At 54.1% G+C, this 26,080-nt stretch carries 22 protein-coding genes; 16 read left to right on the top strand and 6 right to left on the bottom strand.

The window, feature by feature from the left end; all coding sequences use genetic code 11:
- The first annotated feature begins 11 nt into the window (after positions 1-11).
- Positions 12-1,142, top strand: coding sequence for an NAD(P)/FAD-dependent oxidoreductase (locus ACYJL1_RS18080; RefSeq protein WP_460898317.1), 1,131 nt, complete (start codon positions 12-14; stop codon positions 1,140-1,142).
- On the opposite strand, the gene ACYJL1_RS18085 is transcribed toward ACYJL1_RS18080, so the two are convergent.
- Positions 1,118-2,035 carry a LysR family transcriptional regulator gene (locus ACYJL1_RS18085; RefSeq protein WP_460898318.1) on the bottom strand — a complete coding sequence of 306 codons (918 nt, stop codon included), beginning with the start codon at positions 2,033-2,035 and terminating at the stop codon, positions 1,118-1,120. The genes ACYJL1_RS18080 and ACYJL1_RS18085 overlap by 25 nt on opposite strands.
- Positions 2,036-2,333: 298 nt before the next feature.
- Here ACYJL1_RS18085 and ACYJL1_RS18090 point away from each other — a divergent pair, with 298 nt between their 5' ends.
- The 6 genes from ACYJL1_RS18090 to ACYJL1_RS18115 are packed head-to-tail and all read left to right on the top strand — an operon-like array spanning position 2,334 to position 8,535.
- Positions 2,334-3,539: an ABC transporter substrate-binding protein gene (locus ACYJL1_RS18090; protein ID WP_460898319.1), complete on the top strand. Its 1,206-nt coding sequence runs from the start codon at positions 2,334-2,336 to the stop codon at positions 3,537-3,539.
- 5 nt (positions 3,540-3,544) lie between these two features.
- Complete coding sequence (locus ACYJL1_RS18095; RefSeq protein ID WP_460898320.1) at positions 3,545-4,363, top strand: ABC transporter ATP-binding protein; 819 nt, start codon at positions 3,545-3,547, stop codon at positions 4,361-4,363.
- The gene (locus ACYJL1_RS18100; RefSeq protein WP_460898321.1) at positions 4,356-5,066 is read left to right on the top strand and encodes an ABC transporter ATP-binding protein; all 711 of its coding nucleotides are present in this window, start codon (positions 4,356-4,358) and stop codon (positions 5,064-5,066) included. Before ACYJL1_RS18095 ends, ACYJL1_RS18100 begins: the two co-directional genes overlap by 8 nt.
- Position 5,067: 1 nt before the next feature.
- Positions 5,068-5,955, top strand: coding sequence for a branched-chain amino acid ABC transporter permease (locus ACYJL1_RS18105; protein ID WP_460898322.1), 888 nt, complete (start codon positions 5,068-5,070; stop codon positions 5,953-5,955).
- A 1-nt stretch (position 5,956) separates the two neighbouring features.
- Positions 5,957-6,940 (top strand): branched-chain amino acid ABC transporter permease, encoded by a 984-nt coding sequence (locus ACYJL1_RS18110; protein ID WP_460898323.1) that lies wholly within the window; start codon positions 5,957-5,959, stop codon positions 6,938-6,940.
- Positions 6,941-6,942: 2 nt separating this feature from the next.
- On the top strand, positions 6,943-8,535 hold the full coding sequence (locus tag ACYJL1_RS18115) for a GMC family oxidoreductase (RefSeq protein WP_460898324.1): 1,593 nt from the start codon (positions 6,943-6,945) through the stop codon (positions 8,533-8,535).
- On the opposite strand, the gene fhuB is transcribed toward ACYJL1_RS18115, so the two are convergent.
- From fhuB to ACYJL1_RS18140, 5 genes are all read right to left on the bottom strand, one after another.
- Positions 8,536-10,518 carry a Fe(3+)-hydroxamate ABC transporter permease FhuB gene (fhuB, locus tag ACYJL1_RS18120; protein WP_460898325.1) on the bottom strand — a complete coding sequence of 661 codons (1,983 nt, stop codon included), beginning with the start codon at positions 10,516-10,518 and terminating at the stop codon, positions 8,536-8,538. It lies immediately after the preceding gene.
- Entirely contained in the window at positions 10,511-11,371 is an 861-nt protein-coding gene (locus tag ACYJL1_RS18125) for an iron-siderophore ABC transporter substrate-binding protein (protein ID WP_460898326.1), read from the bottom strand. Before ACYJL1_RS18125 ends, fhuB begins: the two co-directional genes overlap by 8 nt.
- Before the next feature lie 107 nt (positions 11,372-11,478).
- Entirely contained in the window at positions 11,479-13,632 is a 2,154-nt protein-coding gene (locus tag ACYJL1_RS18130; RefSeq protein ID WP_460898327.1) for a TonB-dependent siderophore receptor, read from the bottom strand.
- 162 nt (positions 13,633-13,794) lie between these two features.
- The gene (locus ACYJL1_RS18135; protein ID WP_460898328.1) at positions 13,795-14,676 is read right to left on the bottom strand and encodes a helix-turn-helix domain-containing protein; all 882 of its coding nucleotides are present in this window, start codon (positions 14,674-14,676) and stop codon (positions 13,795-13,797) included.
- 9 nt (positions 14,677-14,685) lie between these two features.
- Complete coding sequence (locus ACYJL1_RS18140; RefSeq protein ID WP_460898329.1) at positions 14,686-15,753, bottom strand: DUF2218 domain-containing protein; 1,068 nt, start codon at positions 15,751-15,753, stop codon at positions 14,686-14,688.
- Between the two features lie 275 nt (positions 15,754-16,028).
- Between ACYJL1_RS18140 and ACYJL1_RS18145 the strand changes: the two genes are divergently transcribed.
- The 9 genes from ACYJL1_RS18145 (at position 16,029) to ACYJL1_RS18185 (ending at position 26,080) form a co-directional block, all read left to right on the top strand.
- Positions 16,029-16,505, top strand: a complete 477-nt coding sequence (locus tag ACYJL1_RS18145; RefSeq protein ID WP_460898330.1) for a MarR family winged helix-turn-helix transcriptional regulator — start codon at positions 16,029-16,031, stop codon at positions 16,503-16,505.
- A gap of 66 nt (positions 16,506-16,571) precedes the next feature.
- Entirely contained in the window at positions 16,572-18,197 is a 1,626-nt protein-coding gene (locus ACYJL1_RS18150; RefSeq protein WP_460898331.1) for an AMP-binding protein, read from the top strand.
- Positions 18,198-18,309: 112 nt separating this feature from the next.
- A complete protein-coding gene (locus tag ACYJL1_RS18155; RefSeq protein ID WP_460898332.1) occupies positions 18,310-19,440 on the top strand; it encodes an ABC transporter substrate-binding protein in 1,131 nt (376 codons plus the stop codon).
- A 78-nt stretch (positions 19,441-19,518) separates the two neighbouring features.
- Positions 19,519-20,433, top strand: a complete 915-nt coding sequence (locus ACYJL1_RS18160; protein WP_460898333.1) for a branched-chain amino acid ABC transporter permease — start codon at positions 19,519-19,521, stop codon at positions 20,431-20,433.
- 13 nt (positions 20,434-20,446) lie between these two features.
- Entirely contained in the window at positions 20,447-21,421 is a 975-nt protein-coding gene (locus tag ACYJL1_RS18165) for a branched-chain amino acid ABC transporter permease (protein ID WP_460898334.1), read from the top strand.
- Complete coding sequence (locus ACYJL1_RS18170; protein ID WP_460898335.1) at positions 21,414-22,163, top strand: ABC transporter ATP-binding protein; 750 nt, start codon at positions 21,414-21,416, stop codon at positions 22,161-22,163. The genes ACYJL1_RS18165 and ACYJL1_RS18170 overlap by 8 nt, the downstream gene beginning before the upstream one ends.
- Complete coding sequence (locus ACYJL1_RS18175) at positions 22,160-22,846, top strand: ABC transporter ATP-binding protein (RefSeq protein WP_460898336.1); 687 nt, start codon at positions 22,160-22,162, stop codon at positions 22,844-22,846. The genes ACYJL1_RS18170 and ACYJL1_RS18175 overlap by 4 nt, the downstream gene beginning before the upstream one ends.
- 145 nt (positions 22,847-22,991) lie before the next feature.
- Entirely contained in the window at positions 22,992-25,301 is a 2,310-nt protein-coding gene (locus ACYJL1_RS18180; protein WP_460898337.1) for a bifunctional salicylyl-CoA 5-hydroxylase/oxidoreductase, read from the top strand.
- On the top strand, positions 25,298-26,080 hold the full coding sequence (locus ACYJL1_RS18185; RefSeq protein WP_460898338.1) for an SDR family NAD(P)-dependent oxidoreductase: 783 nt from the start codon (positions 25,298-25,300) through the stop codon (positions 26,078-26,080). The genes ACYJL1_RS18180 and ACYJL1_RS18185 overlap by 4 nt, the downstream gene beginning before the upstream one ends.

Genomic DNA, 26,080 nt, shown 5'->3' on the forward strand with positions numbered 1-26,080 from the left:
ACGAGACGATAATGAGTGATACTATTGAAACCGATGTCCTTGTCATCGGAGCTGGCATTGCGGGTGCGGGAGTGGCGGCTGCCTTGGCTGACACACACAGCGTCATTGTCCTGGAGCGCGAGAGCCAGCCGGGGTATCATTCCACAGGCCGGTCCGCCGCAATCTTCATTCCCAATTATGGGAATGAAGTCATTCGAGGGCTAAATCGTGCCAGCGCCCCGATGTTTCATCATCGTGACACAAGTTTTTTCCCTGAACCCTTGCTGACATCGCGGGGTTCCCTGACAGTTGCTGATGAAAACAGCATTGAGGTTTGTGAAGAGTTTGTTCGCGACGGCATTGGTGTCGAGGCAATTTCCATCGACAAAGCGATCGCTATGGTTCCCATACTCAGTCGCGATTATGTCAAAGCTGCAGCTTACCAGGAGGATGCGCAAGACATTGACGTTAACGCATTGCATCAAGGCTGGCTGCGAAAAGCATCAACACTGGGTGTCCAACTTTTTACAAACACTGAAGTAACCAGTGCCAAGCGGGTTGCCGGAGCTTGGATCATCGAGACACCAGAGAAGGTTTTCAGCGCACGGATCGTTGTCAATGCCGCAGGTGCATGGGCTGATCTGGCGGCAGCAATGTTTGGTGCAAAGCCGATCGGGTTAACACCGCTGCGCCGATCAATTGCAGTTCTGCCAGCGCCTGACGGCCATGATACCCGCAACTGGCCACTCGTCGACGATGTCAACGAGGCCTGGTATCTGAAGCCCGATGGCGGGCGCATGTTTGTGTCTCCGGCCGATGAAATTCCCGTCGAGCCGCATGATGCCTATGTTGATGATATGATCCTTGCAGAGGGCCTCTATCGCTTCGAACAGGCCGTTACCGTTCCAGTCAATCGCGTTGAACGCAGTTGGGCAGGCTTGCGTACCTTTGCGCCGGACAGAACTCCTGTCGCCGGTTTTGACGGAACCGTGGACGGTTTCTTCTGGCTCGCAGGACAGGGCGGCTATGGTATCCAGACAGCCCCGGCACTGTCAGCGCTTGCAGCAGCACTGATCAGAGAACGTGCGCCTGATACTACCGCGGAGTCCCTTCTTTCACGATTATCGCCCACTCGCTTTCACGATCCATCCATAAGCGGCTGACCAGCAAAGCTTGCGGTCTGGCTTTCCAGTTCGGATTTGATGAAATTGCTCAACACTCTGATGCGCGGCGTACCCACAATATCCTCGTGGCATATGAGCCAATAGTCACGATTGAGATGCAATTCTTTCGGTAGGACCGGGATCAATTCCGGATAGTTGCAAGCGATGTAATAGGGCAGAATGCACAGTCCAAAACCGGTACGTGCGGCGCTAAGCTGGGCAAAAATGCTGGAGCTTTGATAGGAGGCGCGCAAACCGGGGAGTATCTCGCGCATATAATCAAGACCCGGTGTAAAAATCATATCCTCTATATAGCCAATGAATCTGTGCTCTGAGAGATCCGCTTGCTGCTTGATCCTTGGGTGCCGCGCCAGATAATCTGCCGAACCGTAGACAAACAGCCGGTAAGGCATCAGTTTTTCCTGATGATAGCGTCCTGTCCGGCTGGCGTTGAGCGTTATCGACAGATCCGCCTCGCGGCGGGACAATGATACGATCTGCTGGATTGTCACCATTTCCACGGAAAGCCCGGGATATGATTGTGTCATCAGCGGCAAGCGGTCGGCGAGAAAGAAATTTGCGAATCCTTCAAGGATGCTTAGCCGGACGACACCACTGAGCGATACGGTTCCGCCCGATGCTTCATTCTGAAAGCGTTCGGCTTCACGTTCCATGACTTCCGCCGACTCGATAAGCTTTTCTCCGAGGGCCGTGACAATATAGCCGCGAGGGTTGCGCTCGAACAGGCGTGCCGAAAGCGCCTCCTCCAATCGCTCAATGCGGCGTGAAACAGTTACGTGGTTTGTACGCAAACGACGCGCGGCAGTGGTCAATTGGCCGGTACGGGCGACAGCCAGAAAATATTGAAGATCGTCCCACGTGAACTGTCGCATTGGTTCCAACCCTCTCATGTACATTTTTGTACGGAATATGTGCAAAATTAGGTGTTTGTGTACTTATTTGTCAATGCTAGAGTTTTTTCAACAACATGGTTGCCGGTCGGGAGAATCGGCGCAATCATGGGAAGAATGATGTTCAGCAAAAACAAGCTGGCTCGAGGGAGGAGACCAAGAGGCGAACCGCAAACCTGTCGCAGTATCGCGACCGGCATCTGGAAATTGCATCAATTCATCAATGGCGGTTCATCCTGTGATGTTCAGCCACGCGATTAATCTTTGGGAGGAGACAAGAATGAAGCTTTTAAGCGTAGTAACGGCAGCCTTGATGGCAGCAACAGTGATGCCGGCCGCCAGCGCGGAAATTTCCGACGGCAAGGTGAAGATCGGTATCCTTAATGATCAGTCCGGGGTCTATGCGGATTTTGGTGGAAAATGGTCGTTTGAAGCTGCCAAAATGGCTGCAGAAGATTTCGGCGGAAAAGTACTTGATGCCCCCATCGAAGTCATTTCAGCGGACCATCAGAACAAACCGGATATTGCCGCAAATATTGCTCGCCAGTGGTATGATACGGAACAGGTCGACTCCATTATGGAACTGACCACATCCTCTGTGGCGCTGGCCGTTCAAGGCATTTCCAAAGAAAAGAAAAAGATTGATCTCGTTACCGGCGCTGCCACGGCTGAACTGACAGGCAAGCAGTGCTCACCCTACGGTTTCCATTGGGCTTATGATACCCACGCCCTGGCTGTTGGCACAGGCGGCGCGCTCGTTGGTGCGGGTGGCGACAGCTGGTTCTTCCTGACAGCCGATTATGCTTTCGGCTACTCTTTGGAAGAGCAGACAAGCAAGTACGTTACCTCCAAAGGCGGCAACATCGTAGGCTCGGTGCGCCATCCTTTGGCAACCAGTGACTATTCATCGTTCCTTTTGCAGGCACAGTCTTCGGGCGCAAAAGTCATTGGCCTTGCAAATGCTGGTCTCGATACCGCAAACGCTATCAAACAGGCTTCCGAATTCGGCATTGTTGTAGGCGGTCAGCGCCTCGCGGCTCTGTTGTTTACGCTTGCAGAAGTTCATGGCCTTGGTCTTGAAGCCGCTCAGGGCCTGACCTTGACGGAAAGCTTCTACTGGGATCGTGACGATGAATCGCGCGCCTTCGGCAAGAAGTTCTTCGACCGCACGGGCCGCATGCCGAATATGGTTCATGCGGCAACCTATTCTGGCGTCACCCAATATCTCAAAGCCATTCAGAAGGCGGGCACAGACGATACTGAAAAAGTCGCGGCAGCAATGCACGAAATGCCTGTTGATGACGTATTCGGGCGTGGCGCGAAGGTGGGAGCAAATGGTCGCCTGATCAGCGATGTCTATCTGATGGAAGTCAAAAAGCCTGAAGAGAGCAAGGCGCCTTGGGACTATTACAAGGTTCTGGCCACGGTACCCGGCGACGAAGCCTATATGAAACCGGCCGAAAGCGGCTGCGATCTGGTCAAGTAGCAAGCATGACAAGTTTTTCCACAACTGCGTTCGGGGGAGGACAATCCTCTCCCGGAACATCCGGGGAGCAGGCCTCGCGGGTGGTTCTTTCCGCCCGTGGCCTGCGCCGCGATTTCGGTGGATTCATTGCGGTCAACAATGTTGATCTTGATGTCCACCATGCAAAAGTCCACGCATTGATCGGGCCAAACGGAGCTGGCAAAACCACCGTCTTCAACCTGTTGACGAAGTTTTTGCAGCCTACCAGTGGTACGATAAAGTTGCTGGATCACGATATCACGAAAACTGATCCGGCGCGGGTTGCCCGTATGGGATTGGTCCGTTCATTCCAGATATCAGCTGTCTTTCCGCATCTGACGGTGTTGGACAATGTGCGCGTGGCGTTGCAGCGCCCGGGAAACTTGTCAACACAATTCTGGCTTCCCATGAGCGCCTTGAACAAGTTGAATGAGCGCGCCAATGAACTTATCGAAGCCGTCGGGTTGAGTGATGCGCGCAACGAGCTCGCCGCAGATCTCTCCTATGGCCGTAAACGTGTTCTCGAGATCGCAACAACACTGGCACTTGATCCGAAAGTGTTGCTGCTCGATGAACCGATGGCGGGCATGGGGCACGAGGATGTGCATATCGTTTCCGACATTATCCGCGAGGTCGCCAGGGACCGCGCCATCCTTATGGTTGAGCATAATTTGAAAGTCGTTGCGGATCTTTGCGATCAGGTCACAGTTCTTCAACGCGGCGAGATTTTGACTTCCGGCGATTATAAGACCGTCAGCCAGGATGAACGTGTGCGCGTTGCCTATATGGGGACAGAGCATGACTGACACCAAACCACTTCTTTCCGTCCGCAATCTTCATGCCTGGTACGGTGAAGGCCATGCATTGCATGGCATTGATCTGGACATCCATCAGGGGGAGACCGTGACCTTGCTGGGGCGCAATGGCGTCGGCAAGACGACCACTTTACGCTCGATCATGGGTATTATCCGCAAGCGCACGGGTTCTATCACCTTTGACGGCAAAGACATGATGCGCGTACCGCTTCATCGCGCAGCTCATGCCGGTATCGGCTTTGTACCGGAAGAACGCGGTATCTTTGCAACCTTGTCGGTTGATGAGAATCTCAGCCTCCCGCCGGTTGTTGCGAATGGGGGAATGTCTATCGAAGAGATTTACGACCTCTTTCCCAACCTCAAGGAACGACGCAACAGCCCCGGTACGAAGCTTTCCGGTGGTGAGCAGCAAATGCTGGCGATAGCACGCATTCTGCGTACCGGAGTAAAGCTGATCCTGCTGGACGAACCGACTGAAGGCCTTGCGCCCGTTATCATTCAGAGAATCGGCGAAGTGCTTGTCACTTTGAAGCAGCGGGGGATGACGGTTCTCCTTGTCGAACAGAATTTCCGTTTCGCCAGCAAGGTCGCTGACCGTTTTTACGTGGTCGATCATGGCAAGATTATCGACAATTTTCCGGTTCATGAATTGCCAGACCGTATGACCATGCTCAACGAAGCATTGGGGGTTTGACATGACAATGATCTTTGGCATCCCGCTTCAGGCTTTTCTCGGGCAGTTGCTGATCGGCCTCATCAATGGCTCTTTCTACGCGATGCTCAGCCTTGGACTGGCTATCATCTTCGGCCTTTTACGCGTCATCAATTTTGCCCATGGCGCACAATATATGATCGGCGCATTCGTCGGTTACCTGCTGCTTTCAGAGCTTGGCATTGGCTATTGGCCAGCCCTGATACTCGCCCCCCTCATAGTGGGGCTCGCCGGTGCATTGATCGAGCGTGTCGCGCTCTCGCGGCTTTACAATCTTGACCATCTCTACGGCCTTTTGTTTACCTTCGGTCTTGCGCTCGTTCTGGAAGGCACATTTCGCTATTACTATGGTGCGGCGGGACAACCCTATGCTGTACCAAGCGGCCTGACAGGCGGCTACAATCTGGGCTTTATGTTCCTGCCAAAATATCGCGGCTTTGTCGTTCTGGCCTCACTCGTGGTTTGCATCGGCACCTGGCTGCTCATTGAAAAGACGAGGCTGGGCTCGCAACTACGGGCAGCAACAGAAAATCCCACTCTGGTTCGCGCATTTGGCATCAATGTGCCCTTATTACTCACCTTTACCTATGGTCTCGGCGCAGGACTTGCCGGGCTTGCCGGAATACTTGCGGCACCAATCTATCAGGTCAGCCCGCTCATGGGATCAAACTTGATCATTATAGTGTTCGCGGTTGTCGTGGTGGGCGGAATGGGTTCCATATTGGGTGCCATCATTACTGGCTATATGCTCGGTATTCTGGAGGGCCTTACAAAAGTCTTCTATCCGGAGGCATCCAACATCGTTATCTTCGTGATCATGGCAATCGTTCTTCTCGTGCGTCCTGCAGGCCTATTCGGAAAGGATGCGTGATATGACACAATCTGTCATCACAACCATACCAAAGCGTAGTTTCTTCAGTTTGGAAGTGGCGCTGATCCTTGTAGCTATTGCCCTGCTTATCCTTGCACCGTTCTATTTCTATCCGGTTTTCCTGATGAAGGTGCTGTGCTTTGCGCTGTTTGCCTGCGCCTTCAATCTGCTGCTTGGCTATACCGGTATTCTTTCGTTCGGCCACGCGGCCTTCTTCGGAGGCGCCGCCTATTTCACGGCGCACTCAGTCAAGGAATGGGGTTTCCCGCCGGAGCTGGGCATCCTCGTTGGTGTTGCGGGTGCTGCATTTCTCGGCCTGATCATTGGCTTCTTTGCCATAAGGCGTCAGGGTATCTATTCCACGATGATTACCCTCGCCCTTTCGCAGATGTTCTTCTTCTTTTGCCTTCAAGCCTCATTCACCCATGGTGAAGACGGCATACAGGGTGTTCCGCGCGGCCATCTGTTCGGGTTCATCGACTTAAGTCAGCCGCTGAATATGTACTTCTTCGTGCTTGCCGTCTTTTTGACAGGCATGTTCATCATCTGGCGCATAATCAATTCGCCATTCGGCATGATCCTGAAATCAGTCCGTGAAAATGAACCTCGCGCCATTTCGCTTGGCTATTCTGTAGCGCGCTACAAGCTGGCAGCTTTTGTCATGTCTGCGGCTCTTGCAGGTCTTGCAGGTGGCATAAAGACAATTGTTTTTCAGTTTGCAACGTTAACCGATGTCAGTTGGCAAATGTCCGGTGAAGTGGTGCTGATGACACTCCTTGGCGGTATAGGAACGCTGGTCGGGCCTGTATTTGGTGCCGCCCTGATCGTGGCGCTGGGGAATTACCTGGCCACTTCCGCATTCCCGGTCACCGTACTGACCGGCATTATCTTCATGGTCTGTGTCCTTGTGTTCCGTCGCGGCGTTATCGGTGAGCTTTATGCTTCGCGTTTCGGCAAGAAACTTGAAGGCAAGCCGGAAAACTGACCATGAGCCATGTTTATGATTACGTCATTGTCGGTGCCGGCACGGCGGGGTGTACGCTCGCCAATCGTCTGTCCGAAAACAAGGATGTCTCTGTCCTGTTGCTGGAGGCGGGCGGCAGAGACAATTACCACTGGATACATATTCCCGTGGGCTATCTCTATTGTATCTCCAATCCCCGCACCGACTGGTGTTTCAGCACGGAAGCAGAAGCAGGGTTGAATGGGCGATCCCTCGCCTATCCACGCGGCAAAGTTCTTGGCGGCTGCTCGTCCATCAACGGCATGATCTATATGCGCGGTCAGGCCCGCGACTATGATCTTTGGCGCCAAGATGGTTGTACGGGATGGGGATGGGATGATGTTCTGCCCTATTTCAAAAAATCAGAAGACTACTATCTGGGCGCAAGTGAGTTTCACGGGTCGGGTGGTGAATGGCGCGTCGAAGAAGCGCGGCTTCATTGGGATATTCTGGATGCTTTCAGAGATGCCGCAGAGGCGGCGGGCATTCCCCGCACGGACGATTTCAACCGTGGCGATAATGAGGGCTCTTCCTACTTCAAGGTCAACCAGAAGCGTGGCATTCGCTGGAATACGTCAAAGGCCTTCCTGCGTCCCGCAAAGAACCGTCCCAACCTTACCGTTAAAACCGGTGCTCATGTGCGCAGGCTCGTCATTGACGGACTGAAGGTCAAGGGCGTCGAGTTCGATCAGGCAGGCACCGTTTCCACCGTGCAATGCCGACGCGAAGTTATTCTGTCGGCAGGCTCAATCGGATCGCCGCAAATCCTGGAACTGTCCGGCATAGGGCGCGGCGATATTCTGCAAGCAGCTGGTATCGAAACGGTTTTGGAGCGCCGCAATATTGGCGAGAACCTACAGGATCATTTGCAATTGCGCTGCGCCTACAAGGTGACGGGCATTCCTACGCTCAATGAAAAGGCCAATCGGCTCATCGGAAAGGCATCGATTGCCCTGGAATATCTCGTTCGCCAATCAGGGCCCATGTCGATGGCACCCAGCCAGCTTGGCGTGTTCACACGATCGGATCCATCATTCGCCACGGCCAATCTGCAATATCATGTGCAGCCACTGTCGCTTGAAAAATTTGGCGAGAATGTCCATGCTTTTCCGGCCTTTACGGCGAGCGTTTGCAATTTGCGTCCAGACAGTCGGGGCACGGTCCACATAAAATCGTCAGATCATCGAGCCCATCCGGCCATAAGGCCAAACTATCTGACCACCGAAAGTGACCGTCAGGTTGCAGCTGACTCTATCCGTATCACACGCAACATTGTTGCACAGAAACCTCTGCAGAAATTCAAGCCGGAAGAGTTCAAACCGGGGCCGCAATATCAGACGGATGCTGAGCTGTTTGAGGCTGCGGGCGCTATCGGAACCACCATTTTTCATCCGGCTGGCACGTGCCGGATGGGCGCTGATGCGGACTCCGTTGTCGATCCACAATTGCGGGTGCGCGGCATCCAGGGGCTTCGTGTTGCCGATGCGTCGATCATGCCATCAATAACTTCGGGCAATACCAACTCGCCGACAATCATGATTGCGGAAAAGGCCGCTGATATGATTATGCGTGGTTGATCAAGTCCGACCGCCTCTGCTCAGCAGCCATATCAGATATGGCCCGGAAATCAGCGATGCGAACAGCCCCAGCGGCAGCTGATAAGGGAACGCCACCATGCGGGCAAGCCAGTCCGATACGATCATAAGAACAGCACCAATCAGCATGGCACCGGCAAGGCCCATAAGCGGCCTGTGCAGCCCGATAAGACGGGCAAGATGCGGTGCGATCAGACCGACAAAACTCAAGGGACCAACGAAAAGCGAGGCAACTGCTGTGAGGCATGCCGACAACACGATAAGTATTGCGCGGCTCATAGGGATCGGCAACCCAGTCTCCAAACCGACTGCACGCCCCAAAGGCAGCATGTTGAGCCAACGTTTGGTGATAACAAGCGGCAACGCGAGAAGGAGAAGCGCGCTCAGCGCCAGCCATGCCTCTTCCGGCTGACGCTCGGCCGATGAACCGCTAACCCAACCGAGAAGCAGGAACGCCTGCGGACTTCCTGTTGCGATGATCGCCGTTAATATGGCGCTGCACAAAGCGCCCATGGCGATACCGGAAAGTAAAAGACGTTCGGGCCCGAAGCCGCTACGCACAGACATTGCAAGCATGAATGTCAGAACAACAATTGAACCGCTCATGGCACCTGCCAGCAAGGTGATTTGACCAGGAGACGACAAAAGCAGGAGCGGCACAGCAATACCTACCCCCGCGCCCGTGCCAACCCCCAGAATTTCGGGACTTGCGAGGGGATTGGCGGTAACGCGCTGCATGACTTGACCTGCGGCGGCCAGCATTGCACCCGATGCAGCAGCTATCGCTGTACGGGGCCAGCGCCACGGCATGAGATCGGCAAATAGATCGCCGCGTGCGACCACCCAACCTTCAGGCCCGCGTCCCAAAACAAGCGCCATCCAGATAGCACAAACTAAAAGCGCGACAAGCGCAGCGAGGAGCCATCCTGGTCTGCGCGCACGTGGGGATGGCGCAGGTTTGGCATTAAGAGATGGCCATTCAAACATACGCAATCTTGGTAAAAGCCAAAGCAACAACGGACCGCCAAGCAGCGCGGTTGCAGCTCCTGTGGGAATGCGCTCGCCACCGGAGCCTGCCGCCAATTGCACAAACCCGTCCGCCAACCATAGCAAGATCGCGCCGATAATCGGAGCAGCTACCAGCATTTGCTGTTGGGATCGTGCGCCCGTCAGCCGCGCCAAAGCCGGTGCGGCCAGCCCGACAAAGCCGATAATGCCAACTTCGGCTGTAACGCTTGTTGCAAGCCAGACGGCAAGGCCAATGACCAGAAAACGTGTAGTATGGAGCGCCACGCCGAGATTCCTGGCGCTGGCATCATCAAGACCCATGATAGACAGGGGTCGCAGCAGGACATTGGATGCCACACCGGCAAAAATAAGTTTCCAGACAATCCCGAAAACCGGTTGCCAGCTTTGTTGCGCCAGCGAGCCCCCGCCCCAGATGAACAGCGAGAACATATATTCGCCATTGGCAAGGACAAGCGCCGCACTTGCCGCTGTCGCAGTCAGCGAAACCATCATGCCGGCCAGGACCAAGGAGACAGGCTCAAGACCGCGCTGCCATGTCAGCGAAAGAATGAGCACGACAGCAACAAGACCGCCTGCCAAGGCGACGGCATCACGACCATTCTCCATCAGGGCGGGAAAGTACAGCATGGCGCTCGCCATAGCCAGTTGTGCACCCGCCGAAATTCCGAGCGTCGAAGGTTCCGCCAAAGGATTGCGCAAGACCCGTTGAAGCAGCAGCCCCGAAAAGCCAAGCGCAGCCCCGCAAAGGATGGCCATTGCGCTGCGGGGCAAAATGGAATTCATCAGAATGATCTTCTGCAATCCGGCAAATTCCGGCGCGGCATTTGTGACGAGACTGAACTGGGCAGCGATCTGTCCGACAAAAAGCGATGCGGCAACAACCAGCAAAGCGCTCCATAGCAATCGCCCGCTGTTAAGCGTCCTGCCCTCAGCCATTGCTGCCACCAGCTGAAAAAAGCGAGGAACCCGCCAATAGCCGGGCGAAGCGTCTGGCAGCAGGCAGGCCGCCAAAATGGTTGACCGGATCAAGCATTGCCACCCTGCCCGCCTTCACGGCAGGAAGCGCATTCCATAAGGCGCTCTGCGGCAGCACGCTCTCCGCTTCCGGTGGAACGGGACCGACAATGATGATTGAAGCCTCCGGCACGCGGGCCAAGGCTTCCATGCCCACAGGTGCGGCTGCGGAATAGCTGCTTTTTTCAGCCCAGGCATTTGTAAAGCCAAGCCGCGCCGCAACATCCCCGAACATGCTGTCTGGCCCGAAGGCCCGAAAATGCCTCGCATCGCCAATGTTGATAATGAAAACCGGACGGCTGGCATGATGCTGCAATTGCGTCCGCAGGTCCGATATCATCGCCGATGTCTGTGCAACATAGGCGGCAGCTTGTTCCCGGCGATCGAGCTTGTCACCAAGCCCGAATGCCACCTTCTCGGCAAGACCGTAGGGCGGGGTTCCCGGCTCATAAACTGTCATCGAAAAGACCGGCGCAACCCTTTCAAGACTGGCTCGGCGGTATTCGTAAAAGTTTGAGCTGAGAATAATATCGGGTGCTGCCATGCGCAGCATTTCGAAGTTGGGTGTGCCCCGCAACCCCAGATCGGCAACACTATCCGGCATATGCGGCTCTACCGCAATGGATCGAAACTGAAGTAACTCCGTCGCAGCAACTGGCACAATGCCGATTGCCAAGGCGGTCTCCAACATGGCCCAATCAATTACAGCAACGCGCTGTTCCTTTGCCCATGCCAATCTGGCAGGCAAAACTGCGGCCAATGAAAGAGCAAGCATGGCACGTCGGTTTATGGGGCGGTAATGCGAAATCATAAAAAACTTTGTTTGAAATCGGGACCACCAGCTTATCCGGTGATCCCGCATGCGCAATCAATAAACCGCGCTCACCAGGTCATGTGCGCTTTGAGGAGCGCCTTGCGTCCCTCACCATACGCACAGACATTTACACCCTGACAACCGGAAACAAACTCTTTGTCGAAAACGTTGGTGACATTCAGATCAACACCCCAATTGTCCTTCTTGTAGCCGATCTTCAGGTCCAGCAGAGTCACATCAGGTACTTTCAGTGTATTCGCTTTGTCGGCGTAGCTCGAGCCTACATAACGAACGCCGGCGCCGAGTGCCAATCCTTCGAGTTTTCCGGTTTGAACCGTATACTGGGCAAAAAGCGAGGCTTGCGTTTCAGGAAGAAGGAAGGGCCGTTTGCCGATGATAGTTTGATCGGCATCCTCCTTCACTTCCAGATCATAAGCGGTGAAAGCTGCAGTTACCTTCCATGCATCATTGATATTTGCCTGAGCTTCGATCTCAAAACCGCGAGAGTTAACCTCGCCGATTTGTGTTTCCTGCCGGAAGCCTCCTGTTACAACATTCTTTTTGGTCAGATCGAACAATGAAGCGGTAATCAGCCCGTCAAACCATTCGGGACGATATTTCACGCCAACTTCGTATTGCTGGCCTGTTTCAGGTTTGAAAAACTCAAGATTACTGGTAACGCCAATCTCCGGACTAAAGAATGTTGCGACACTGGCATAGGGCGTAATTCCATTGGCGAAATCATAGGCAATTCCTGCTCGTCCGCTCGCCCGACCTTCGTTACCTTTATAAGAGGGAAGCCCCGTTGCTTCCGTATCCACATAATCGTAGCGCCCATTTAATGTGACCAGCCAACCATCGCCGAACCGCAACTGGTCTTGAACATAGAACCCGATCTGATGCTGTTTCACCACCTGATCGATATAGGGCTCTCCAAGAGGCACTTGCGGAGCGCCGGGGACGGGATCGCCCGCGCTGATCGGCGTACCGCTGCCACTTGTCTGCACGTGGTCGATATTGAAGTATTTATACTCAGCTCCGAACAGCAGGGTGTGTTCAATCGCACCCGTATTGACAACACCCTCCAGCTGATTGTCGATCAGAACATTGTTTACCGTCGTATCGTGTTCGAAATTTATCCGCGACAGATTATCGGTAAGATCAGGCTGTTCTGCAAAACCAAATGGGCCGCTGGCATAGCCAAATGCGTAGAGCGAATGCTCTTTGACACTGCTATGTCCGTATCGGGCGTTCTGCCGGAACGTCCAGTCATTGTCGAATGTATGTTCAAATTCGTAGCCGAGCGACACCTGTTCACGGTCGTAACGATCAATTGAAGGCTCGGTAAAGTTTGATTTCGGGTCAATCTTCCCGAATTTCGTAGGCACCACAGTACCATAATAAGGCAGGAAACCACCGCCATCATGGGTAGCATCAAGGTGGGTATAGTTGGCGCTCAAGGTCAGCTTGGTTGCATCATCCGGCTTCCAGCTGATGCTTGGATTGATGATGCCGCGAAACTCCTCGGAATAATCAGTGTAATTGTCCCCGCCACCGATCTTGCCGTTGATCCTGTAATCAACCGCGTCGGAAGCTTTGTCGCCAATATCAAATCCCAGATAGGCATTGCCGTAGCTATTGATGCCCGTTTCAACACGGCGTATGCGCTCGCCGTTCGGACGCTTGCTGATATAGTTGACAATACCTCCAGGGTTGCTCCCGCCATAAAGAACAGAAGCGGGACCTTTTAGAACCTCAATGCGCTCGATCCCGAAAGAATCGATCAGAAATCCTCCAAAGCCATAGCTGAAGTTCTGCAAACCATCGAGATAAGTTCCTTTGGCGGTCGCATCGAAGCCGCGGATGTAAATCCAGTTCGTATCATTATCGACACCGAATGGTTGGGCAAATACACCTGCGCTGTACCGCAGCGCTTCATCAATTTTCTGCGCGCCTTGCGCGTCGATCTGGTCTCGGCCGACAATCGAAACGGCCTGTGGAATATCTTCAACCGGCGTACTCGTTTTTGAGCCGGTTGCGGTACGTTTTGGCACAAACCCCTGGACAGGCCCTGTTGCTGTGCTCTCTTCGCTGCCTTGAATAACGATTTCGTTCAAACGGATAACGGAATCTGCGGTTTGAGCTCTGGCGGACGTTAAAGATACCAACGCAGCCGAACTGCCCAGTAATAATGAAACTGTCAATTTGAATGTTGCTTGCATGATAAGCCCCTCGCAATGCCTTTCGACGCGACCGCGCTGATGGGAGGACCAGTCGTTATCGCGGATAGTATAAGTTGAGTTCATACATCAACTTATTGGCGCAGGATTGATGCTTTCTGCTGTAATTTGAACGTTTTTGGTTCGTTGTTCAGCGATAGCGTGTCAGGCGCGCTCCCGTTGCCACACGGCCGGCGGAACGCCAACGAAGCGCTTGAATACCCGTGTCAAATGCGCCTGATCGGAGAAACCGGTACTTGATGCGATATATGTCAGGGACAGTTCCGGTTTGCTCAATAGCAACTGGACCTTTCTGATGCGGGCACGCATTTGCCATTGATGCGGTGCCATGCCTGTGGACGCTTTGAAGGCATGACTGAAGTAGGATTGCGAAAGTCCAACCAGATCAGCAAGTTCCTGCAAACGTATGTTCCGCAGGCAATGCTCTTCAATATAGCACGTGACAGTGCGCAGTTGCCGCGGTGACAACTGGCTACGCGGACGCTTCTTCACCTCGCCAATCTGAAAGAGCTCGACGAAAAGCGCCATCGTCAATCCATCGCCATATAGAGCGTGAAGAGGCTGCTCATTGACACATTCGCCGGCTATCAGCCGGGACAAAGCCGCGATCTTGTCATTGGAGAACATAATACGAGGGACCGAGAGCCTGTCACCGATCAGGTCGTCTGCAAAACGTCGCCGCAACATACCTATATCAAGATGCAGGTCGAGATGACGCAGGTACTGGACATTCTCAAGATGTCCCCAAATGGGCAAACCGGCCGGGATATAGCTCATCAGGTGTGGCGCACAGGCGTGACTGATCCATCGGATCGCTGGATCGAGAGACAGGTTGAAATTACCAGGACCGGTCTTGTCGAGGATTACAAAGAGGCGCGGATCTTCGGATACATATTCACCATTGGCATCGGGATCACATCTGACGGACCAGACGTCTGCAATCACGCCGGTCCAGGAGCGCCACTTCAAGTCCTCGATCAACGAGATGCCTTCTACACGGCTTGTCATACGTGGATGGAATGTCATTCCTACCCTTTAGTCGTCAGCGACTCCGCGTCGCCAGTACGAGACGACAAGGTGTTGTGTTCTTGCGAGCTTCAGATCTTTACGCACATAATTGCGAATGGCCTTGAAACCAGTGAATTCACAACCTGACCATACGAATATGCGCTCGCCATTTGAAGGAAGACGTACAGTTTTCACGGCATCCTGAAGCAATGTCGTTGTCCCGGCTGGAGCGCCATTGCGATGCAGCCATTGAAGATCGAGATCGCACTGCGAATTGAAATTCTGGTGCTCGGCAGGATTGTCGACCTCAATGCGCGCAACGACCTTCGCACCTGGCGGCAGGCGCTCAATGATCCGGCCAATGGCGGGCAAAGCCGTTTCGTCGCCAGCTAGCAAATACCAATCCGCATCATCGGCATCGCCTCCACCTGGTCCCGTCATGCCCACGACATCGCCGCAGGCCGCGCCGAGTGCCCATTCCGTTCCCGGTGTGCCGTCATGAATCACCACATCAATATCGACCTCGCCGCTTTCGGGATTGATATGGCGAATAGTATAGACGCGGGAAGTCAATTTCAGCTCGCCGTCAGGCCAGACCGGACGGCCATCTTCGCCGGAGACGGGCCAGTGTGGGATGTCAATATCTGCTGGGGGAATAAGAATTCGGACATGCATGCCGCCATAGGCAAATCTGTTCATATCCTTGCCGCTCAAACGTACCCGCCTCATATTAGGAGAAATGTTTTCTGCCGAAACAACGCGCATCTCGCGAAAATAGGGCAATGGGCTTCCCGCCGTGCCGTGGCCGGCCCATATGATTTTTGGCTCTTCCTTGCTGGCGAACTCGATAACATGGTCGGCGATGGCATACTTCATATAGGCAAGGCCGGTTTCATCGACACTTTCCGCTCGAAGCAACAGGCTTTCCTCGTCAGCTTCAATTGTTGCTGTACCGTAGCTCAACTCGATCTGGCCTGTGCGTTCAGTCCGTACAACCTCGCCATGCTCGGCAAAGTGATCGGCCAACTTATTGAGATAATGCAGCGGTGTCGGGAGGTTGACCCGCGCGGTCGCGGTCAAGCGGATATCTTGCATTATAACTCCTGGCGGCAAAGTGGTCTTTATGGACTATCTCTTGATTACCTGTCTAAATATGACTTATCAAGTCATATTTCTATTCTGCCAGCTACCGCGGTTTTCACGATGTCAGTCGTTACCTGGTTGGCACAAATTATTTCAAACTTAAAACTTCATGCTTGAAATAATTTTAAGCTGTGTCATGCTGCGTATATCCAGTTTGGAGAAGTTGCAGTGGCTACAGCAGAGCACCGTATACCCGGAGCCATTTCCACCTCCCATAGAGGTAACCGATGAACGATATTAGCGCTTCGAGACCCGCAGAACATACCGGATTCGGCAACAAGGATCGGCTCCGTTTGTGGATTCGACTGTTGCGTGCATCGAGAACAATTGAGAACGAATTACGACTGCGGCTAAAATCTGCATTTGATATGACGTTGCCACGTTTTGACGTAATGGCAGCGCTTAATCGTGAGCCTGAGGGCCTGCTGATGAGCGACCTTTCACGCTTTCTGCTGGTCTCAAACGGCAATGTCACCGTGATCGTTGATAGGCTGGTGACGGATGGGCTTGTCGTCCGATCCAGCCGCGAGGGTGATCGCCGCACGTCAATTGTCAGACTGACCGATACGGGATTGACCCTTTTCCGGCAGATCGCAACAGAACACGAAAAATGGGTAGGTGAACTGCTTGGCGGCATTGGCGATGAAGACGCACGCCATCTTGCCGTCATGCTCAAATCCTTTCGCAGCAATTGGGAACCATGAAACAGGCAATGTGCCCCGGACAAAGAAGCCAGGGTATGAGCGAACGCAGGCAGGGGAAGCCGCAAAATGCTAGGACCGACAGCGCATACTGATACATTTACGCGGGATAATCTTCCGCCACCCGACCTGTGGCCGGATTTTTGTCTGGATGGATTTGACTATCCTGAATACCTGAACGCCGCAGTTGAGCTTACCGACCGCATGGTGGAAAAAGGATTTGGCGATCGCATTGCCTTGATCGGTAATGGCCGTCGCCGCACCTATAAGGAGCTTTCGGAGTGGACGAGCCAGCTGGCTCATGCGCTCGTTTCCAATTATGGCATCAAGCCGGGCAATCGGGTGCTGATCCGATCCGCCAACAATCCCGCCATGGTGGCTTGCTGGCTCGCCGCGACAAAAGCCGGTGCCGTTGTGGTCAATACGATGCCGATGCTGCGCAGCGGTGAATTGACCAAGATTATCGACAAGGCAGAAATATCGCTGGCGCTGTGCGATACACGCCTGATGGATGAAATGATCGCCTGCGCCAAGGACAGCGTGTTTCTCAAGCAGGTTATCGGCTTTGATGGCACCGCCAGTCATGATGCGGAACTCGACCGCGCTGCCTTGGGCAAACCTCATGAATTTGCCGCTGTGCAGACCGGCCGGGACGACGTTGCGCTGCTCGGATTTACTTCCGGCACGACCGGTGTGCCCAAGGCAACGATGCATTTTCACCGCGATCTTCTCATTATTGCGGATGCCTATGCGAAAGAAGTGCTGGGGGTCACGCCGGACGATGTGTTTGTAGGTTCCCCGCCGCTGGCCTTCACCTTCGGCCTGGGCGGTCTTGCAATCTTCCCGCTGCGGTTCGGCGCTGCCGCAACCTTGCTGGAAAATGCCACCCCGCCCAATATGATCGAGATCATCGAAACCTATAAGGCAACAATAAGCTTCACTGCCCCAACCGCTTACCGGGCTATGCTGAAAGCCATGGATGAGGGAGCCGACCTTTCCTCCCTTCGGGTAGCCGTTTCGGCGGGTGAAACCCTCCCCGGCCCCGTTTTCGAAGAATGGACTACCAAGACCGGAACGCCCATTCTGGATGGTATCGGCGCCACGGAAATGTTGCATATTTTCATTTCCAATCGCTTTGATGATCTTATGCCTTCTTCCACCGGAAAACCGGTTGGCGGCTATAGTGCGCGGATCGTCGATGAGGAAATGCGTGAAGTGCCGCGCGGTACCATTGGCAAGCTTGCGGTGTGCGGGCCGACAGGGTGCCGCTATATGGCTGATGATCGGCAGAGCGAATATGTGCGGGATGGCTGGAACCTCACAGGCGATGCTTTCTATCAGGACGATGACGGATTCTTCCACTTCGCTGCACGCTCAGACGATATAATTGTAACCGCGGGGTACAATGTGGCTGGTCCAGAAGTTGAGGCAGCATTGCTTACACATCCCGAAATCCTTGAATGCGCGGTGGTCGGCAAGCCGGATAATGAGCGCGGGCAGATCGTCGAGGCATTCGTCGTTCTGACAGAGGGAACAACGCGGGACGATGCTACAGTCAAGCGTTTACAGGATTATGTGAAGACGCTGATCGCGCCCTATAAATACCCGCGTTCAGTGAAGTTCATTGACAGCCTACCCAAAACCCAGACCGGCAAAGTGCAACGGTTCAGGCTTCGAACGGGAGAGAGGTTGTAAGACAAAAAGGGCTGTTATCAGAGGTTGAACTATGCCTGTAATTCTGAAAAGTTCGCTCGACGCTCCACGACCAAACAACAAATAACGGGAACACCTATAAAAGGGGAATGAAATGAAAAAAATTCTGGCGACCAGTATATTGAGCCTTGCACTGGCAAGCGCTGCCTATGCAGAACCGGTGAAGATCGGCGTTATAACAACATTGTCCGGTGGTGGTGCAGGGCTTGGTATCGACATGCGCGATGCCTTTACCCTGGCGATGAAGCAATCCGGGAACAAGGATATCGAGCTTGTTATCGAGGACGATGCACAAAAGCCGGAAATTGCCGTGCAGCTGGCAGAGAAAATGATCCAGAGCGACAAGGTAGACCTGCTGACAGGAATTATCTGGTCCAACCTTGCCATGGCCGTCGTGCCCAACACTGTGGCGCAGGATATCATCTATCTTTCACCAAATGCCGGTCCTTCAGCATTGGCTGGGGCGAACTGCAACGCAAACTATTTTAACGTCGCCTATCAGAACGACAATTTCCATGAGGCCATGGGCCAGTACGCCAATAAGGATTACAAGAAGACCTTCATCCTCGCGCCCAACTATCCAGCAGGCAAGGATGCCCTGACCGGTTTCAAGCGCTTCTATAAGGGTGAGCTTGCCGGTGAGGTCTATACGCAGGTTGGTCAGACAGATTATGCTGCTGAGATCGCGCAAATCCGCGATTCAGGCGCCGATTCTGTTTTCTTCTTCTTGCCAGGCGGCATGGGCATTTCCTTCATGAAGCAATACGCGCAATCCGGAGTTACAACGCCAGTCATGGGGCCGGGCTTCTCCTTCGACCAGGATGTGCTTGGTGCCATTGGCGATGCGGCCTTGGGCGTGAAGAATTCGGCCACTTGGTCGAAGGACCTCGACAATGATGCCAACAAGGAATTCGTCGAGGCCTTCAAGGCAGAGTATAAACGCCTGCCTTCGATCTATGCGGCACAAAGCTGGGATACGGCAAACCTCATTCTGGCAGCGCTGTCCAAGGCAAGCGTGAAGGACAAGGAAGCATTCAAGGCAGCGCTCAAAGCAGCAGACTTCAAGTCGGTGCGTGGCAAATTCGTATTTAATAACAACAACCATCCTATCCAGAATGTCTATGTGCGGGAAGTCGTGAAGGAAGATAACGTTCTGACAAACAAGATCGTGGCGACTGCCTTTGAAGATCACAAGGATGCTTACGCAGACAAGTGCAAGATGTAGTTCGCATCTGCCATTTAACCCGCCGCGTTGCGGCGGGTGTCATGCTTAACCCTGCGCGCTAAATCCGGGATCGTCGTCTTGTCCATTGCACTCCTCATCGAGCAACTTCTCAACGGGCTTCAGCTCGGTGTGATGTTGTTCCTCATGGCGGCCGGCCTGACGCTGATCTTCGGCGTAATGGGTCTCATCAATCTCGCCCATGGCTCGCTCTATATGATCGGTGCTTTCGCTTGCGCGGTCGTCGCTTCGACAACAGGTTCATTTTGGCTCGGACTGGTTGCAAGCCTTGCTGCAGCCGCGGCCGCGGGAGCAATAATGGAGATTGTCGTTATCCGCCGCCTTTATGACCGCGACCATCTCGACCAGGTTCTGGCTACCTTTGCCCTTATCCTGATTTTTTCGGAAGGATCACGGTGGGTTTTCGGATCCTTTCCGCTTTATCTCGATATACCGCCAGTTCTCCAAGGTGCCGTTTCCTTGCCCGGAGGCGGGCAGTATCAGCTTTACCGGCTCGCCATCATTGCTGTGGGAATTGCCGTAGCGCTTGGCCTTTATCTTCTTATCTCACGGACAAGGCTTGGCATGCGCATAAGAGCGGGCGAGTCTGACCGCGAAATGATAGCGGCACTCGGCATTGATATTCAAACGCTTTATACCATCGTGTTCGCGCTTGGAGCAGCATTGGCCGGGCTGGCAGGTGCATTGGTCGGCGCTCTGCAATCCGTTCAGGTCGGCATGGGGGAACCCGTGCTCATCCTCGCTTTCGTGGTTATCGTCATTGGCGGTATAGGCTCAATCAAAGGCGCACTCATTGGCGCCATTCTTGTGGGCCTCATAGATACAATGGGGCGCTTTCTCCTGCCCAAGACGCTTGCCCTGATACTCCCTGCGGCACAGGCCGGAATGATCGGTGGTGCCCTCGCCTCCATGCTGATCTACATCGTCATGGCCCTGATCCTCGCATTCAGGCCGCGTGGCCTGTTTGCGGCATGAGGAAGACAGGCCAATGATTGCCCGCGAAACAATCATCAATACAGTTCTGGCTCTGCTCCTGCTTGCAGTCCCGCTGGTTGCCACCGTTATCGGCGAACCATTCTATGTCACACTGTCAACGCGCGTCGCCATTCTGGCGCTTGCTGCTGTCGGGCTTAATGTTGCGCTTGGACTGGGTGGGCTTGTCTCTTTCGGACATGCTGCCTTCTTTGGAATAGGCGGCTATACGGCTGGTATTCTGGCAATCCACGCCTTCAATGCCGAACCACTGTTCTTAGGCCTTGAGGGCACCACATCAATGCCGTGGATATGGCTTGTCGCAATTGTCATCTGCGGCCTTGTGGCAGTGCCTATCGGAGCAATCAGCCTGCGCACGGCAGGCGTGTATTTCATTATGATCACGCTCGCCTTTGCGCAAATGATCTACTATTTCGCCATCTCATGGCCCGCCTATGGGGGAGAGGATGGCCTGTCTTTGTCTGTGCGCAACACATTTCCGCTGCTCAATACGGCAAAGCCCTTGCCCTTCTTTCTTATCTGTTACGCATTGCTGCTTCTGGCAATGGCGCTGTTTGCGCTCATGCGCGGCTCGCGCTTCGGTGCCGCACTGCAAACAGCCAGGCAAAATGAGACACGCCTTGCTGCCGTCGGCATTGCGCCTTTCAACATCAAGCTCGTCGCCTTCGTCACCTCAGCAATGATAACCGGTTTGGCGGGCGCACTTTTTGCTGATCTGAACCGGTTCGTCAGTCCTTCAATGCTGTCATGGCACATGTCCGGCGAATTGATCGTGCTCATAATCTTGGGGGGCAAAGGCAGGCTCTTTGGCCCGCTTGCCGGTGCCATGCTCTATGTTTTGTTCGAGTTTACGCTCGGCGGGATCACGGAGAGATGGCAGCTCTTCCTCGGACTCATTCTGCTCGGCGTGGTCCTTTTCGCACGCGGCGGATTGCTGGGCCTGTTTGCAGGAAAGGCGCGTCATGGTTGAGCCTGTTCTCGAAATCAAGGAACTGCGAAAGAGCTTCGGTGCCCTCAAAGCAACCGATGGCATAAGCCTTGATCTTCGCCCCGGAGAAATCCATGCCCTGATTGGGCCAAATGGTGCTGGCAAGAGCACGCTCATCCACCAGATATCCGGCTCCATACGGCAGGATAGCGGAACCATTCATTTTCTAGGCGAGGATATGGCAGGCTTGGGCATGCCGGAGCGAGCGCATCGCGGCCTCGGTCGCAGTTTCCAAATATCATCGCTGGCACCGGAATTTTCCGCCTTGCGCAATGTCATGCTCGCGGTGCAGGCGCGGCAAGGTTCAAGCTTTCGTTTCTTTCGTCCCGTGATGACTGACAAAAGCCTGACAGAACCAGCAATGGCCATGCTGGAGCGCGTTGGTTTGGCCAAACGCGCAAACCTGCCTGCTGCCGAGCTTTCCCATGGCGAACGTCGTCAGCTTGAAATCGCCATCGCGCTGGCGCTCAGATCGAAGGTGTTCCTATTCGATGAGCCTATGGCAGGCATGGGTCCGGAAGGCTCCAAGGCTTTGACCGGATTCCTTGATGGTCTGCGTCACGAGGCACCGATCCTTCTTGTCGAACATGACATGGATGCCGTGTTTGCTCTGGCGGATCGTATATCCGTGCTGGTTTACGGGCGCATTATCGCATCGGGAAAAGTCGAAGAAATTCGCAATGATCCGGACGTGCGCCGAGCCTATCTTGGAGAAGCCGCATGACGCTCCTCAGCATCAAGAGCCTTGAGACGTTCTATGGTGCTTCACAGGCATTGTTCGGCGTTGATCTGGATGTGAAGGAAGGCGAAGTTGTCGCCCTGATGGGCCGCAATGGTATGGGAAAAACGACGACCATCAATTCAATCTTTGGTCTTGCCCATGCGCGGTCCGGTACCATCAGCTTTGCCGGCAAACAGGTGGCCACCATGCGACCGCACAGGATAGCCCGGCTCGGGCTGGGACTTGTTCCGGAAGGAAGGCGCTGTTTCCCAAACCTGACGGTTCTCGAGAACCTGCTTGCAGCGGCAAGAGGCAGTGAATGGACAGTACAGAAGGTTGGCGAACTGTTTCCGCGCCTGAATGAACGTCGCGATCAATTTGCCAATACTTTGTCCGGCGGCGAGCAGCAGATGTTGGCCATCGGTCGGGCACTTATGACAAATCCCCGTCTTCTGGTGCTGGATGAAGCAACGGAGGGCCTTGCTCCCGTCATCCGTCAGGACATATGGGCGGCTATTCGAAAGCTTAAAACTGCCGGGCAATCAATCCTGGTGGTCGATAAGACACTGGCGGAGTTGCTGCCCGTGGCAGATCGCTGTTTTGTTCTGGAAAAAGGTGCGACGGTTTTTGCTGGCACCCCCGAGCAACTCACGTCTGCCCTTCAAGATCGTTATCTCGGCGTTTGATTGGAGCTAGACCGCGACAGCTAAAGACTAAACCGCACAAATATATTTTAAGCTTGAAATTTATTTGTAACCGGTTCATTTTGATTTTCAACGGCTGTGATGGCGCGAAACGAAGAGCATCATCTGGCCAAGTGGAGGAACAAGCATGCGGATTGTCTGTATCGGCGGCGGCCCTGCCGGCCTCTATTTCGCTCTTCTCATGAAGCGCCAGCATCCCGAACATCACATAACTGTCGTGGAGCGTAACCGTGCCTTCGATACGTTCGGCTGGGGTGTCGTGTTCTCTGATGCAACCATGCAGTCCATGCGCCAATGGGACCCGCAGACAGCAGAGACCATTGAGGTAGCGTTCAATCATTGGGACGATATCGAACTGGTGTTCAAGGGCCGGAAGATCCGCACGAGCGGTCATGGCTTTGTCGGCATCGGTCGCAAGAAAATGTTGAACATTCTACAGGACCGCTGTCTTGAACTTGGTGTGGAACTTGTCTTCGAAAAAGACGTGAATGGCGACGAAGAGTTTCCCGAGGCAGACCTGATTATCGCCTCCGACGGGGTAAACTCGCGGATACGCACAAAATATACCGATGTCTTCCGTCCGGATATGGTGGTCCGGCCCAATCGTTTTGTCTGGCTTGGAACAAACAAATGCTTTGATGCCTTCACCTTCGATTTCCAGAAGACCGAACACGGGTGGTTTCAGGCGCATATTTATCGTTTTGACGAGAATACATCCACATTCATCGTTGAAACCACCGATGAAGTATTCAAGGCCCATGGCCTCGACAAGATGGATCAGGACGCATCCATCGCCTTTTGCGAAAATCTGTTTGCAGAGACGCTTGATGGGCACAAGCTGATGACCAATGCGCGCCATTTGCGCGGTTCGGCCTGGCTTAATTTTGGCCGTTTGATCTGCGAGAAATGGAGCCATTTCAACGGCCGAAACCATGTGGTTCTGATGGGCGATAGCGCCCATACTGCACATTTCGCTATCGGGTCTGGCACCAAGCTCGCGATTGACGATGCTATTGAGCTTACACGGCAGTTCGATATTGCCGGTCACGACAAGGCCAATATACCGGCGGTTCTTGCAGCCTATGAGGATGTGCGCCGTGTTGATGTTGCGCGCATCCAGAATGCCGCGCGCAACGCAATGGAATGGTTTGAGGTGGTCGGCACACGCTATGCGGATACTCTTGAACCAGAACAGTTTATGTATTCCATGCTGACCCGCTCGCAGCGCATCAGCCATGAGAATCTGCGGCTTCGTGACAAGGAGTGGCTGGAAGGTTTTGAGCGCTGGTTTGCCGAACGTGCGGGGGTTGATCCTGCCCCTAACGGTTCCATACCTCCACCCATGTTCACGCCGTTCAAAATTCGCGGCCTCACCCTGCATAATCGCATTATGGTCTCGCCCATGGCAATGTATTCGGCTACCGACGGCCTGCCTAATGATTTTCATCTCGTACATCTCGGCGCCCGCGCTATGGGTGGAGCGGCGCTGATTTTTCCGGAAATGACCTGCGTTTCCCCCGATGCGCGTATTACTCCCGGCTGTCTGGGATTATGGAATGACGAACAGCAAACGGCGTGGAAACGCGTGGTCGATTTTGTGCATCACCAGACTCCTGCAAAGATCGGTATTCAGCTTGGACATGCGGGCCGCAAGGGTTCCACCAAAGTCGCCTGGGAGGGAATTGACCAGCCCGTGACAGAAGGCGGATGGCCCCTCATCTCTGCATCACCCCTACCCTATCTGCAAAACTCTGATACGCCGCGCGCCATGACGCGGGATGATATGGACCGCGTCAAAGCTGATTTTGTGCGAGCCACTGAAAGAGCACGTGAGCTTGGTTTCGATATTCTCGAACTGCATGCCGCACACGGCTATCTCCTGTCGAGTTTCCTCTCGCCGCTCACCAATCAGCGTGAAGACGAGTACGGCGGCGACCACGAAGGTCGTGCACGGTTTCCGTTGGAAGTCTTTCACGCCATCCGGAAAGTCTGGCCGAATGACAAGCCCATATCCGTGCGCCTTTCGACCAATGATTGGTTTGAAGGCGGAAACACGCCGGAAGACGCTGCCATTTTTGCGCAAATGTTCAAGGAGGCAGGGGCAGATATGATCGACTGCTCATCCGGTCAGGTGGTCAAGGAAGAACAGCCGGTCTATGGCCGCCTGTTCCAGACACCGTTCTCAGACAAAATCCGCAATGAGATTCAGATTCCAACGATTGCCGTTGGCGCAATTTCCGAAGCCGATCATGCCAATTCAATTATCGCTGCAGGGCGTGCGGATCTTTGTGCTGTGGCCCGTCCGCATCTGGCTAATCCGTCCTTCGTGATGCATGAAGCGGCAAAGATCGGCTATGCCGATCAGGCATGGCCGAAACAATATTATTCGGCCAAGGCGCAATATGTGAACAATCTGGCGCGGGCAGCCAAACCATGACCTCGGCAAAGAAGCACGCATTCGTAACAGGCGCTGGCACCGGCATTGGCAGGGCCATCGCATTGGCATTGGCTGCTGAAGGCATGCATGTGACGCTTGCCGGGCGGCGGCATGCGCCTCTTGCGGAAGTCGCAAGCGTGATCGTCGACAAGGGCGGCGAGGCTTTGGTCCTTGATGGATTCGATGTGATGGACGCCGCCGGAATCGAGCAAGGCATCGCAAAGTCCGTTTCTATTGGCGGTGAGATCAATGTGCTTGTCAATTGCGCCGGTGAAGCGCCATCGGCTCCCTTTGACAAGACAGATCTTGATCTTTGGAACAGGGTTCTTGGTATAAATCTGACGGGAACATTCCTCGTAACGAAAGCGGCGCTTTCCTCCATTCGCCTTTCCGGCAATGGTCGCATCATCAATATTGCAAGCACGGCAGGGCTTACCGGCTACCCATACGTTTCAGCCTATTGCGCCGCCAAACATGGGGTGATTGGCCTGACACGATCGCTTGCGCTGGAACTGGCGCGAACGGATATCACTGTCAATGCCGTCTGCCCCGGCTTCACCGATACACCTTTGCTCGATAATGCGGTGGAAATGATCAGTGACAAGACCGGCCGCTCGCCCGACGAGGCCCGCGCCAGCCTTGCCCGGACCAATCCACAAGGCAGGCTGGTTACGCCACAGGAAGTTGCCGATACGGTGCTCTGGCTGGCGTCTGAAAAAGCAAGTGCAATTACTGGCCAGGCAATCCCCGTTGCCGGCGGTGAAGTGATGGGAGGGTAG

Source organism: Phyllobacterium sp. K27, from assembly GCF_054796155.1.